We start from the raw sequence: 12,870 nt of genomic DNA on the forward strand, positions 1-12,870 counted from the left end.
GTAGTCCGGGATCCCGGACCTCAGAGCCGCCCGGTGGCTTTGAGGCCGATGTAGAGGTCGGCCAGCGCCCCCGGCAGCCTCTCGGGAGGGGCGCTCACCGAGTCGATGCCGAGGCCGCGCAGGCGTGCCCGCACGGCCTCGGCGGTGAGCAGCTCAGCGGCGGCCGCGGCGGCGGTGAAGACCTCCGTGGCATCTCCGCGGTGCGTCGTGAGCTCGTCGAGCTCCGGGTCGCTCACCGCGGCGAGGACGACCCGGTGCCGGGAGGTCAGTGCGGGCAGGATCGGGAGGATCTCCTCGGCGACGGTCGCCTCGTCGAGCGCGGTGAGGAGGACGACGAGGGCGCGCTGCCGGGTGGTGGCGAGCACGGCGGCCGCGATCTGCTCCCAGTCGGCGTCGTAGAGCTCCGGGTGGACGGGGGTGAGAGCCACGGAGAGATCGTGGACGGGGTCCTTCGCCCGGTGGGAGGAGGCTCTGGCGCGGACGCGGGCGTCGGCGACGAGAACCTCGACGCGGTCCCCGGCCCCGGCGGCCAGCGCGGTGAGCAGCAGCGCTGATTCGAGGGCGGCATCGAAGACCGTGCCCTCGCCCGAGCGCCGTGCCGAGAGCCGTGAGGAGTCGAGGACGATGACGACGCGGCGGTCGCGTTCGGGACGCCACGTCTTCACGACGAGGTCCTGGGCGCGGGCACTGGCCCGCCAGTCGATCGAGCGGACGTCGTCGCCGTCGACGTAGTCGCGCAGCGAATCGAACTCCGTGCCCATACCGCGGATCATCACGGCCGAGCGGCCGTCGAGCTCCCGCAGCTTCTGCTGCTTCGACGGCAGTTCGCGGCGGGAGAGGAAGGGTGGGAGGACGCGGATGTCGGCGGGCACGCTCATGCTCCGCTGGCGGGCGATGAGACCCAGGGGGCTCAGCGTGCGCACGGTGACGAGGTCGGCGCTCAGCGCTCCGCGGCGCCGCGGGGAGAGCACCGTCGTGATCTCCCGGGTCTCGTGCGGGGCCAGCGTCGCAGTCGTCCGCGTCTCATGGGCCCCGGCGCTCGGCGGCCACGCGTCGCGCACCCGCACCCGCAGGGTGCGCTCGGAGTCGTTGACGATGGTGAGCACGCTATGGGTGTCATCGCCGAGGCGGACCATCGGTCCCGGGGTGCGCTGGAGGCCGATGAGGGCCGGGGAGGGGGCGAGGAACCGGTCGACGACGGCGAGGAGGACGATGACGCCTAAGACGAGAAGTCCCGTCGACCATGTGGGCACGAGCATGACCGGGATGATCCCGGCCACGGTGAGCAGGAGCAGACGCGTCGTCATTCAGCGCGGCACTTCGGTGGTGGACACGATCGAGTCGAGGACGTGGCCGACGCTCAGCCCGTCCATCTGCGCTTCGGGGCGGAGGATGACCCGGTGGCTCAGCGTCATGGGGACGAGGAACTTCACATCGTCGGGGGTGACGTAGTCGCGGCCGCCCAGCCAGGCGTACGCCCGGGCGGCGGCGAGCATCCGGGTGGCCCCGCGCGGGGAGACGCCGAGTGCGAGAGAAGGCGCCTGACGGGTCGCGCGGGCGAGGTCGACGATGTAGGCGATGATCTCGGGGGCGATGTGGACGGCGGCCACGGCCTGCCGGGCCCGGGCGATCATGTCCGGGGTGAGCACCGGGGACAGGCCGGCGGCGGACAGGTGCGAGGCGTCGAAGCCGCGGGCATGCCGGTCGAGGATCTCGAACTCGCGGTCGCGGCCGGGCAGGGTGAGGACGAGTTTGAAGAGGAAGCGGTCGAGCTGGGCTTCGGGCAGCGGGTAGGTGCCTTCGTACTCGAGCGGGTTCTGGGTGGCGGCGACGATGAAGGGCTCGGGCAGGGCGCGGGAGCGCCCGCCCACGGAGACCTGATGCTCCTCCATCGCCTCGAGCAGGGCCGACTGCGTCTTCGGCGGGGTGCGGTTGATCTCATCGGCGATGAGGATGTTGGTGAACACGGGCCCCGGCCGGAACTCGAAGTCCGCGGCGGCGGCGTCGTAGACCAGCGACCCGGTGACGTCGGAGGGCATGAGGTCGGGGGTGAACTGGATGCGGGTGTGGGAGAGGTCGACGGCGGTGGCGAAGCTGCGTACGAGCAGGGTCTTCGCGACCCCGGGCACGCCCTCGAGGAGCACATGGCCCTGGCAGAGGAAGGCGAGGAGGAGACCGGTGACCGCGTCGTCCTGCCCGACGACGGCCTTGCCGATCTCCGCGCGCACCGCGGAGAAGGCCGCCCGCAGCGGATCAGGTGCCACCGCCTCGGCGGGAGGGGTCGGAGGCTGGGCGGGGGCCGGGGGAGTCGCGGGGTGCGGCCGGGGATCTGTGCTCATGGGATCTCGCTTTCGATCGTGCTGATGAGCTCGGAGAGCTCGGTGAGTTCGCGGTCGTCGGCCGGCTGACCGGTGGTGAAGGCGTGCGCGAGCTGCGCGGGGTCGCGGCCGGTGGCGGCGGCGATGCGGGAGAGGATCTCCGCTTCCCCGACCTCCGGGCCCAGCGCGAGGCGGCGGGCGATGGACAGCAGTGCGGCGGTGCGCAGGGCGTGGAGGGCACCGCTGCGGTCATGGCTGCGCTGCGCGAGCGCCGCCCGACCGCGGACGGTCTCGATCGCGGGGACGATGACGGGCAGGCGTTCGAGAGCCAGCGGCCCGAATCGCCGGCCGATCACGAGGAGTCCGACGAGGAGGCAGGGCAGGAGCCACAGGGCGCCGGCGACGAACCAGTCCGGCAGGTAGTCCAGCGTCGACGGCGGGGCGGCGTCGCCGGGGTCGGGGCGCGGGTAGAACACGACGAGGCGCTCCTCGGCCGAAAGGGTGGACAGGGCGAGGGCGGCGTTGCCGTTCTCGGTGATCGTCCCGTTGCTCACCCATTCGGGACTGCCGAGGACCGTGAGCGGGAACCGGCCGCCGTCGTCGACGACGAGCTGACCGGCTTCGGCAGAGTCGGTGACGCCGGGCCCGGAGAACGGGTAGCACCTGAGCACCTGGTTCGCGGCCGCCTCGGTGGGGGTGTAGAGGCTCTGACCGGTGCTCACATCACCGGCGGCGCGGGCAGCAGGCAGGGTGCAGTCGGGCTGGGACACCGGGTCGGGCTGGGCCAGGGGAGCATCGGGGGCGAGCTCGATGCGGGTCGTGAAGGCGGCGATGCCGGGACCGGGGTCGACGAGGACGAGCCGGTTGCCCCCGGTGCGCAGCGCCGAGGTGAGACCGGCGACCTCGGATTCGGAGAGGAGGTCCGTGCCGGTGGGGATGAGCAGGGTCGTGCCCGGGCGGGCGGCGGCGGCCCGGGCGGCGGCGACGTCCTCGGTCGTGGTCACCTCGGTGTCGTGGTCGGTCAGGGTCTCGACGAGGGCCTTCATCCCGTCGCGGGCCGTCGAGTCGTAGTGGAGCGGGTCGGAGGCCTCCCGGTTCCCGGTCATGAGCATCGTGAGGATGACGGCGACGAGGACGACGACCGCCGCGACGATCCACACCCCCGCCGAGCGGAGGCGGGCACGCAGAGGCGTGGTCGTCGCCCGCCGGGTGCCGCGCGTGGCGACGTCGATGCCCGCGCTCATCGCCGTCCGCCCGAGGGCTGGGGGACCGGGATGTGCGTGAGCTCGGCGTCGAAGGCGGAGAACTCGGCGTAGAGGCTTCGCAGCTCCTCAGGCGTGCGGTCCCGGGCGGAGCCCCGGCCGAATACGAGGTCGTTGAAGACCGTCGCGACCTCGCTCAACTGCCGGGCCCGCGACGGCAGGACCGCGGAGGCGTGGACGGCGATCTCGGTCGCCGTCGACGCGGATTCGAGGTCGACGATGCGACGGGCGCCGAGGACGGCGAAGATCGCCCGCGAGCGGTCGACGACGGCCCTGCGGTGGTCGCCGGCCGCCGCGGCCGCCTCGGCGCTCTCCCGCCACGGCCCCGGTTCGGGGGAGGCGACGACGGCGTCGAAGGCCGCCAGCGGCACGTGCGCCCGGCGCAGGCCCAGCACCCGGACCCGCCAGACGATGAGGGCGATGATCGCCGCGACGGCGAGGACGACGAGGAGGAGCAGCCAGGGGGAGTTCCCGGACAGTGCGGCCGAGAGCAGCCCGGTCATCGTCTCGTCGATCCACCGTCCGATCCGCTCGAGCAGGGTGAGGTCGTTCGCGGAGTACTCCGCCCGGCTGAGTTCTTCTTCGAGCCACTGCCGCCCGGTGTCGCGGTCGACGGCCGCGGCGAGCGGAGCGGCGGTGAGCTGGGCGAGGCCGAACGGGGCGGCGGTGAGGAGGGTCATGCGGCCGACACCTCCTCTCGCCGGATGAGCTCGAGGTCGAAGCCCTCCGCGCGCATCCGGGAGTCGAAGTAGCACACGCTCACGAGGCAGGAGAAGTAGCCGAAGAGCACCGCCTGCGAGACCGTGGTGAGCGCGAGCACGACCCCGCCGGCGACGATCCCCACGGTGCCGAGCACGACGACGTCGGCGCCGTTGGTCGAGATGACGACGAAGGCGAGCACGCTGAGGATGAGGAGGAGGGGGGAGATGATGAGCTGGACGAGCTGGTTGGACAGGAGGTAGCCGAGGCCCAGTTGGCCGAAGGTGCGCCAGAAGCCGCGAGCCGTCAGCGTCCAGGTCCGCCGCAGGCCCGCGCGCATGCCGAGGCCCTCGATCGCGATGGCGGCCCCGAGGAAGGCCAACCGCAGATTGAGCCACACGGTCGCGCAGATCCACAGTCCCAGCGCCCCGAGTGCGAGGATGACCGCGACCACAGGAGAGTCGACGAGGGCGAGGAGGATCGAGGGCAGGGCGAACAGGACGAGGAGGACGAGGTCGACGGCCGTGACGAGCGCCGAGGCGAGCACGAGGCGCCATCGCCGACCCCGCAGCTGCGTCCAGCACTCCCGCAGACTCGTGCGCCTGGCCCCGAAGGAGGCCTGTGCTGCGACGGCGACGATGCCCGAGAGCAGGTGGGCGAGGCCGAGGCTGAGCAGGCTGAGGACGAACGATCCGGCTTGGGCGAGCGTCGAGAAGCCGGTCAGCGCGTCGTCGTTGCCGCCGAGGTCGTCGAGGAACGGCAGGAACGCGATCGTCGCGGCGGTGAGCGCGGCCGTGAGCAGCAGCGTCCAGAGGGTGAAGACGATGAGCGGGGCGCCGATGGCAGGGCCCGGGACGAAGCGCAGCAGCCGGAAGCCGGAGTCGAGGACCTCGAAGAACGTCAGCGGACGCTTCGGCAGCACTCCGCGCCGCAGCGGAGGCTGCCAGGGGCGCGGGGAGGGGGCCGGACCACGGGCCTGCCACCGGCCGGTATGCCAGTCGACCTGCGAGGTCCATGCGTTCTTAGCTCCCATCACCGACCATCCTGCCATGGATGCCGGCGCTGCGGCCCGGGGGTGAGTGTCATGGTCGAAACTTCTGCTGACTTTGGGAGACAATGGAGGTATGAACGCTCGTATCCTCGTAGTTGATGATGACACGGCCCTGGCCGAGATGATCGGTATCGTGCTCAAGAGTGAGGGCTTCGAGCCCTTCTTCTGTGCGACCGGCGACCAGGCCTTCGACGAGTTCCAGAAGGTGGGACCCGACCTCGTCCTCCTCGACCTCATGCTCCCGGGCAAGGACGGACTCGAAGTGTGCCGTGAGATCCGCGAGGTCTCGTCCGTTCCCATCATCATGCTCACCGCGAAGTCGGACACGGTCGACGTCGTCCTCGGCCTCGAGTCCGGCGCCGACGACTACGTGCCCAAACCGTTCAAACCCAAGGAGCTCATCGCGCGCGTGCGCGCCCGCCTGCGCATCTCCGAACCGCAGGCGCCCGAGCTGCTCACCGTCGGCGATGTCGTCGTCGACGTCGCCGGGCACACCGTGACCAAGGGCGGGGCGCCGATCTCGCTCACCCCGCTCGAATTCGACCTCCTCGTCGCGCTCGCCCGCAAACCGTGGCAGGTCTTCTCCCGTGAGACCCTGCTCGAAGAGGTCTGGGGCTACCGGCATGCCGCGGACACCCGGCTCGTCAACGTCCACGTGCAGCGTCTGCGGTCGAAGATCGAACGCGATCCGGAGAAGCCGGACATCATCGTCACGGTGCGCGGCGTCGGATACAAGGCAGGCCGAGCCGCGTGAAACCCACCTCCGCCGTGCGCGGAGCGCTCCGCACCACCGCTGCAGGTCTGAAGGCGTTCTGGGAGTTCGTCCGCAGATCCTTCAGCTACTCCCTGCAGGTCCGCATCGTCGTCCTCACCGTCGTCCTCACCTCGGTGGCGATCTTCGGAGTGGGCACGTACATGTCTCAGCAGATCTCGCGGGGACTCTTCGACACCCGCCTGAAGTCCCTGTCCTCCCAGGCCGGGACCGTCGTCTCCGAGCTGCGCAGCGTCGCCCCGGCCGACGGGCAGGCGGTGACGCAGGAGACCCTGTCCGCGCAGCTGTCCTCGATCTACAACCGCACGACGGGGTCGGTCTACGCGCTCTCGCTCGTCCCGAAGGACCCGAACTCCGCGTTCTCGACGATCAGCGTGGGCATGGACTCCTCGGCGGAGTCGCTGCCGGCGATGCCGGTCAGCGACGACCTCGAGGAGGCCATCAGCCAGGCGCCGACCGATGACATGCTCTACCAGTCCGTGAGCCTGCCGGCCGATTCCGGCCCGGGCCTGCTCATCACGCAGGAGCTGACGATCCCCGGTGCCGGGCAGTTCCAGCTCTACTACCTCGGCGACCTCCGCGAACAGCAGGGCACCCTCGACTTCGTCCAGCGTTCGATGCTCGTCGCCGCCCTCGTCCTCGTCGTCCTCGTCGGCGCCGTCGCATGGATCGTCACACGCCTCGTCGTCACCCCTGTGCGCACCGGCGCCGAGGTGGCCCGGCTCATCGCCGACGGCGACCTCGACGAGCGCATGCCCGTCCACGGCAACGACGAGATCGCGGTGCTCGGGGAGAGCTTCAACGACATGGCCGACACCCTCCAGCATCAGATCCAGCAGATGGAGCGGCTCTCCGTCCTCCAACGCCAGTTCGTCTCCGACGTCTCGCACGAGCTGCGCACCCCGCTGGCCACGATCAGGGCCGCCGCCGACCTCATCTACGACGCCCGCGACGACCTCGACCCCGTCACCGCCCGCAGCGCCGAACTGCTCAACTCGCAGGCCGAGCGCTTCGACAATCTGCTCTCCGACCTCCTCGAGATCTCCCGCTACGATGCGGGGGCCGCCGCGCTGGTCGCCAAGCCCGTCGACGTCTGCGCGATCGTCACCTCCGTCGTCGAGAACGTCTCGATGGTCGCCGACCAGATGTCGACGCACATCGTCGTCCACGCCCCGTCGTCGCCGGTCATGGCCGAGATCGACCGGGTGCGGATCACCCGGATCATCCGCAACCTCGTCGTCAATGCGATCGAGCACGGTGAGGGCAAGCCGATCGACGTCTACGTCGCCTCGAACGCCGAGGCGGTCGCGGTGAGCGTGCGCGACCACGGGGTGGGGATGAACGAAGAGCAGGTCGAGCACGTCTTCGACCGGTTCTGGCGCGCCGACCCCGCCCGCAAGCGCACCCTCGGCGGCTCCGGCCTGGGACTGGCGATCTCGCTCGAGGACGCCTACCTCCACAACGGCTGGCTCCAGGTGTGGGGCAACCCCGGTGAGGGCTCGTGCTTCCGCCTGACGATTCCCCGCCGCCCCGACCAGGAGATCACCTCCTCGCCGCTGCCCCTGCCCCCACGCGACGCCCAGATCCGCGGGGCCGCGCTCGTGGCCGGACCCCTGTCCTCGGACGGATCCGTGCGGATCCAGACCGGGTCGATCCCGATCGTCGTCGAGACCGAGCCCGAGGAGTCCGAGGAGCCGCCGGAGACACCGCCCAGCGCAGAGGCCCGAACCACCGCCGACACACCGCAGGAGGGACGAGGATGAGCACGCCCGCGAACCTTCGCCGACTGACCGTCATCGTCCTCGCAGCGCTGTCCGCGCTCGTGCTCACGGCCTGCTCCTCGATCCCCACGGACTCGCCGGTCGGTCACATCGAAGCGCAGACGAGCGAGCCGGGAGCCGACAGCGCCCGCGCGCCCGACGGTCCGAAGCCCGGTGACAGCGTCGGGGAGATCGTGCGCGGCTTCCTCGCCGCCGGCGCAGGGACGGCGAACAACTTCGCCGTCGCGAAGTCCTTCCTCACCGAGGCCGAAGCGCAGGAGTGGAATCCGCTCGCCTCCGTCTCCGTGCTCTCCGGCGACACCGAGGTCGACTCGCTCAACTACGAGGTGACCTCGGACCAGAAGACGCTGACGATGTCGGTGCCGGTCGTCGGCATCGTCGACTCCTCGGGGATCTTCTCCTCGGCGACGCCGAGCACGCGGTCGAACCTCGAGTTCTCGCTGCGCCAGGAGAACGGCGAATGGCGGATCTCCTCGGCGCCCAACGGCCTCGTCATCTCCCCGACGACGTTCCGCACGATCTTCCTCAACTACTCGCTCGAGTTCTTCACCTCGGACTTCTCGTACCTCGTCCCCGACTCGCGGTGGTTCCTGCGCTCCTCGTCGACGCCGACGGCGATCATCAACGAACTCCTCGCCGGCCCCGCCCCCTACCTCGCCGGGGCCGTCGTCACGGCCGCCCCCGATGGGGCGAAGCTCAACGACTCGAACGTCGTGACCATCGAGAGCGGAGTCGCCCACGTGTCGCTGGGCAACCTCACCCCGGCGCCGACGGACCGCGAGAAGGGGCTCATCAGACAGCAGATCTCCTCGACGCTCAAGGCCATCCCGTCGATCTCGAGCGTCGAGCTCACGATCGGCGGGCAGGTCGTCTCCGAGAGCCTGCAGCCGAAGACCGACTCCTCCGTCCAGGTCGACGGTCCGCCCGTCGTCATCGCCGGTGACCGGATCTCGCGGATCTCGGGCACCACGGTGGCCCGCGTCGAGAACAGTCCGGACCTGAAGGGCGCCGAGGCGAGCGATCCCGCCGTATCCTTCGACGACTCGCTCTACTCCTACCTCTCCGGCGGCGGCAGGGAGCTCAAGCGCCTCAAAGCCGACTCCTCCGATCCGCGCACGGTGCTGCGCGGCGAGGGGCTCGTGGGTCCGAGCATCGACCGCTTCAACTCGATCTGGACGGGGGAGCGGAAGAACAAGGGGGAGATCATCGCCGTCGGCCGCGACGACGAGGTCTACCGGGTCTCCGCCGACTTCCTCTCCGGCCGCGAGCTCATGGACTTGGAGATCTCCCGCGACGGGACGAGGCTGGCCGTGCTCAGCAGGCAGGGCAGCGAACCGGCGCGCATCGACGTCGTCGGCATTCCCCGTGACCGCGCGGGCAACCCCTCGGCCTCCCTCGCCGATGCTCCGCTCGAAGTCGGGTCGTACTTCTCGCAGATCCGCGACATCTCGTGGGCGGGTTCGACCTCTCTGGCGGCCCTGGCGCAGATGCCCGGGGAGACCGTGCAGCCCTACCGTGTGGGCGTGTCCGGACCACCCGAGCAGCTCGGTCAGCTGCCCGGCGGCGGCGATCGGATCGCCGCCGGCGAGGACGGCCGGTCGATCCTCGTGACGAGCAGCGCGGGGGAGATCTACTCGTACAACTCGAACGCGTGGCAGAGGCTCATCGACGTCACGGCGAAGGACCCCGCCTACCCGGGCTGAGGCCGCCGATGGGTCTGCTCAGTGAGGTCACGGAGCTGTTCCTGCCGCGCCGGTGCGCCGGCTGCGGACGCGAGACGGTGTCGCTGTGCACGGCGTGCCTGCAGCTGCTCGCGGGAGTTCCGCGCGCGATGGAACCGCGATACGGAACGCTGCCCGTCGTCGGTGTCTCGGAGTACAATTCTCGGCTGTCCCACATGGTGGTCAATTTCAAGGACAACGGGCGCCGCGACATCCTCGACCCGCTCGCGCTCGCGCTCACCCGGGCCGTCGTCGCGGCCCTCGATCTCGTCGGCCATCGCGGCGGACCCGTCCTTCTCGTGCCCGCTCCCAGCTCGCCGCGGGCCAGGCGACGCCGGGGAGGGTCGCACACCGCGGCGCTCGCGCTGCGGGCCGCTGAACTCGCCCCCGAACTGTCACTCGAGGTCATCGACGTCCTGCGCACCTCGCGGCGGCGCGATCAGGTGGGCCTGGGCGCACACGCCCGGGAGGCGAATGTGGCGAAATCGCAATTCCTCAGCCCGGATCTCGACGCCGAGGGAATTGTGCGAATGCGGACGAAGACTGCGACGACGGTGCTCGTCGATGATTTCTCGACCACCGGGGCGACCTTGGCCGAAAGCGCACGAGTCTTGACATCGGTGCAGGTCAGGCCCACTGCAGCCGCGGTCATCGGGCTCGGCCGTGGGGGCACTCGATTTGTCTCTCCCTTTACTGTATAACGGTGTTTACCCATCCAAGGGAATGGGATCGGATTCATCCGAAGAACGAGTCGCTAAGGACCCATCATGGACATTGTTGTCACCGGACGCCAACTGACCATCTCCGACAGCTTTCGCGCGCACATCGAAGACAAGATCGCCAAGGTCGAGCAGCTCGCACCGCGGGCGCAGCGTGTCGAGGTCCACGTCGCTCATGACAAGAACACGAAGCAGCCGGAGACGAGCGAGCGGGTCGAGCTCACCGTCGTGGCCAAGGGGCCGGTGATCCGCGCCGAGGCGATGGCCAGTGACAAGTACGCAGCCCTCGACCTCGCGTGGGCGAAGCTCGTCGAGAGACTGCGACGGGCCCGGGACAGGAACAAGGTCTCCCGCGTGGGACGCCACCGCAAGGAGTCCACCGCCGAGGCGCTGGCGAAGATGCCGATCGCCGATGCCGGTGCGGACGCGGACTCCGCGGGCGAGGCGGACGCCCCGGTGAGCACCGACCGGACGAACGGCCGGATCAAGGCCGAAGGCGATTCGCCGGTGGTGCTGCGGGAGAAGTCGTTCGCCGCCGCCCCGATCGGCATCGAGGAGGCGCTCAACCGGATGGAGCTCGTCGGTCACGACTTCTACCTCTTCATCGACGAGGCCTCGCAGAAGCCCTCCGTCGTCTACCGTCGCAAGGGCTGGAGCTACGGCGTCATCGCCCTCGACGAGGACCTCGAACCCGAAGAGGTCCTCACCGAGTGAGACCGCGCGCAGATCCGCAGAAGGCGGCACTCCCATTCCGGGGGTGCCGCCTTCTGCATGTCGCGGTGTCGCACACGCCTCGAGGCGGGAGGGGTGAGCGGCTCAGCCGTTCGCGCGGGAGGGACCCCAGGTGACGATGCGCCACAGCTTCTCGAGCGGGCCCTGCGTGAAGAACCGCAGCCATATCGCGGAGACGACGATCTGGATGAGGAGGATGACGCCGCTGAGCACGAGGCCTGCGAGGTAGCCTCCCTGGTCGTCGTAGGCCGAGAGGTCGGGCACGAGAGCGTGGGCTGCGACGAGGAGGAGGGTCGCCCCGACGTAGTTCGACAGCGCCATCCGACCCAGCGGGGCGAGCAGTGCCTCGAGCACCGCCTTGGCCGGGGTGAGCATGAGCAGCATGATGATGACGACGTAGGTCAGGGCCATCGTGATGCCGAGGCCGGCGTTGATCCACTGGTCGATCTGACGCGTCTGGAAGTCGGTGAGCATGAGTCCGGCGACGCTGATGGCCGCGGCGACACCGCCGACGACGGCGAGCAGTCCGGGATGGGCGAGGGCGCGGCGGACGAGGTCGGTGTAGCCGACGGCGAAGCCGAGGAGGAAGAGCCCGGGGATGATCGTCAGGCCCCCGCCGGTGGCGATGGCGCCGAGCAGCAGGATGCCGCCGGCCGCCGAGGTGATGGCGGGCAGGAAGCGGGCCGGGATGAACGTGGCGGGCAGGAGGACGACGAGCGCGGTGATCGAGTAGGGCAGGAGCGCCTCACCCGGCTGGAGGAGCATGTGGCCGGCGCCGAGGACGCCGAGGAAGAGGAAGCGGCGCAGGAGCGCGAGGCGGGGCTTCGTGCTGCGGCGGTCGGCGGAGAGCCACATGATGCCGAAGCCGATGCCGAAGAGGAAGGAGAAGATCGGGAAGAAGCGGTTCTGGACGAAGTCCTGGCTGAGCGCGTAGAGCGGGTAGACCGCGTCGTTCGCGTCGACGGAGGACAGGCCGAACATCGGCGGCAGGTTGACGAGCAGGATGCCGCAGAGGGCGAATCCGCGCAGCACGTCGAGGGCGGCGATGCGGCGGGTCCGGCGCAGGGGCGCGTTGTCGATGGTCGGGTCTGTGTCAGGCGTGGGTGTTCTCATGGTTCCCATCCTTCCGGCTCCCGCCACCCCGGACATCGGCCGCGTGGCCGGTCTCCTCAGCCGTTCGGCTGATTCATCGCCCCGGACTCCCACATGGCTGCTGCGATCTCGACGCGGTTGCGCGCGCCGAGGTGGGTCTGGATGTTCGCGAGATGGGTCTTGACGGTGCCGAGGGAGATGAAGAGCTCCGCCCCGATCTCCTGGTTCGTCCGTCCGATCGCGACGAGGCGGGCGACGTCCTGTTCGCGTTCGCTCAGCCGTGCGACCCGATCGTCCCCGGCCGGCCGTGCATCGGCGCGCCGGCTGAGCAGGTCGAGGGTGAGCGAGGGGGAGATGAGGGCGTCGCCGCGGGCTGCGGCCCGGATGCCCGCGAGCAGCAGGTCGGGGCCGGCGTCCTTGAGGAGGAAGCCGCTCGCCCCGCCGGCGAGTGCCGCATCGACGTAGTCCTCGTCGTCGAAGGTCGTGACCATGATGACCTTCGCCAGCGGGGTCAGCCGGGGCAGGGCGGCGAGCCCATCGAGGCGGGGCATCCTGATGTCGAGGAGGACGACGTCGGGGCGTTCGCGTTTGGCGATCTCGATCGCCTCGACCCCGTCGGCGGCCTGTCCGACCACCGTCATCTCCGGATCGGCGTCGAGGATGAGCGTGAAGCCCATCCGCACCATCTCCTGGTCGTCGACGACGAGTACTCGGATCATGCTG

12 protein-coding genes are annotated in these 12,870 nt (G+C 70.2%); 5 read left to right on the plus strand and 7 right to left on the minus strand.

Features of this window, described 5'->3' with window-relative positions; genetic code table 11:
• Window positions 1–20: 20 nt before the first annotated feature.
• Genes AACX88_RS10680 through AACX88_RS10700 form a run of 5 tightly spaced genes read right to left on the minus strand, consistent with a single transcriptional unit; the run spans window position 21 to window position 5,312 of the window.
• Entirely contained in the window at window positions 21–1,307 is a 1,287-nt protein-coding gene (locus AACX88_RS10680; protein WP_339392993.1) for a DUF58 domain-containing protein, read from the minus strand.
• Window positions 1,308–2,339 (minus strand): AAA family ATPase, encoded by a 1,032-nt coding sequence (locus tag AACX88_RS10685; protein WP_339392994.1) that lies wholly within the window; start codon window positions 2,337–2,339, stop codon window positions 1,308–1,310. It abuts the gene before it with no gap.
• A complete protein-coding gene (locus AACX88_RS10690; RefSeq protein ID WP_339392995.1) occupies window positions 2,336–3,562 on the minus strand; it encodes a DUF4350 domain-containing protein in 1,227 nt (408 codons plus the stop codon). The genes AACX88_RS10685 and AACX88_RS10690 overlap by 4 nt, the downstream gene beginning before the upstream one ends.
• Window positions 3,559–4,260 (minus strand): DUF4129 domain-containing protein, encoded by a 702-nt coding sequence (locus tag AACX88_RS10695; protein WP_339392996.1) that lies wholly within the window; start codon window positions 4,258–4,260, stop codon window positions 3,559–3,561. Before AACX88_RS10695 ends, AACX88_RS10690 begins: the two co-directional genes overlap by 4 nt.
• Entirely contained in the window at window positions 4,257–5,312 is a 1,056-nt protein-coding gene (locus tag AACX88_RS10700; protein ID WP_339392997.1) for a hypothetical protein, read from the minus strand. Before AACX88_RS10700 ends, AACX88_RS10695 begins: the two co-directional genes overlap by 4 nt.
• A gap of 91 nt (window positions 5,313–5,403) precedes the next feature.
• Between AACX88_RS10700 and mtrA the strand changes: the two genes are divergently transcribed.
• From mtrA to hpf, 5 genes are all read left to right on the plus strand, one after another.
• Window positions 5,404–6,084, plus strand: coding sequence for an MtrAB system response regulator MtrA (mtrA, locus tag AACX88_RS10705; protein ID WP_009374854.1), 681 nt, complete (start codon window positions 5,404–5,406; stop codon window positions 6,082–6,084).
• Window positions 6,081–7,865 carry an MtrAB system histidine kinase MtrB gene (mtrB, locus tag AACX88_RS10710; RefSeq protein WP_339392998.1) on the plus strand — a complete coding sequence of 595 codons (1,785 nt, stop codon included), beginning with the start codon at window positions 6,081–6,083 and terminating at the stop codon, window positions 7,863–7,865. Before mtrA ends, mtrB begins: the two co-directional genes overlap by 4 nt.
• Window positions 7,862–9,586, plus strand: coding sequence for an LpqB family beta-propeller domain-containing protein (locus tag AACX88_RS10715; protein ID WP_339392999.1), 1,725 nt, complete (start codon window positions 7,862–7,864; stop codon window positions 9,584–9,586). The genes mtrB and AACX88_RS10715 overlap by 4 nt, the downstream gene beginning before the upstream one ends.
• Before the next feature lie 8 nt (window positions 9,587–9,594).
• Complete coding sequence (locus tag AACX88_RS10720; RefSeq protein ID WP_339393000.1) at window positions 9,595–10,305, plus strand: ComF family protein; 711 nt, start codon at window positions 9,595–9,597, stop codon at window positions 10,303–10,305.
• A gap of 66 nt (window positions 10,306–10,371) precedes the next feature.
• On the plus strand, window positions 10,372–11,037 hold the full coding sequence (gene hpf / locus AACX88_RS10725; RefSeq protein WP_339393001.1) for a ribosome hibernation-promoting factor, HPF/YfiA family: 666 nt from the start codon (window positions 10,372–10,374) through the stop codon (window positions 11,035–11,037).
• Window positions 11,038–11,139: 102 nt separating this feature from the next.
• On the opposite strand, the gene AACX88_RS10730 is transcribed toward hpf, so the two are convergent.
• Both AACX88_RS10730 and AACX88_RS10735 read right to left on the minus strand, forming a co-directional pair.
• Entirely contained in the window at window positions 11,140–12,168 is a 1,029-nt protein-coding gene (locus tag AACX88_RS10730; RefSeq protein WP_339393002.1) for a DUF418 domain-containing protein, read from the minus strand.
• A gap of 56 nt (window positions 12,169–12,224) precedes the next feature.
• Window positions 12,225–12,866: a response regulator gene (locus tag AACX88_RS10735; protein WP_339393003.1), complete on the minus strand. Its 642-nt coding sequence runs from the start codon at window positions 12,864–12,866 to the stop codon at window positions 12,225–12,227.
• Window positions 12,867–12,870: the final 4 nt, after the last annotated feature.

The organism is Brevibacterium metallidurans, from assembly GCF_037101285.1.
Classification (GTDB): Bacteria; Actinomycetota; Actinomycetes; order Actinomycetales; family Brevibacteriaceae; genus Brevibacterium; species Brevibacterium metallidurans.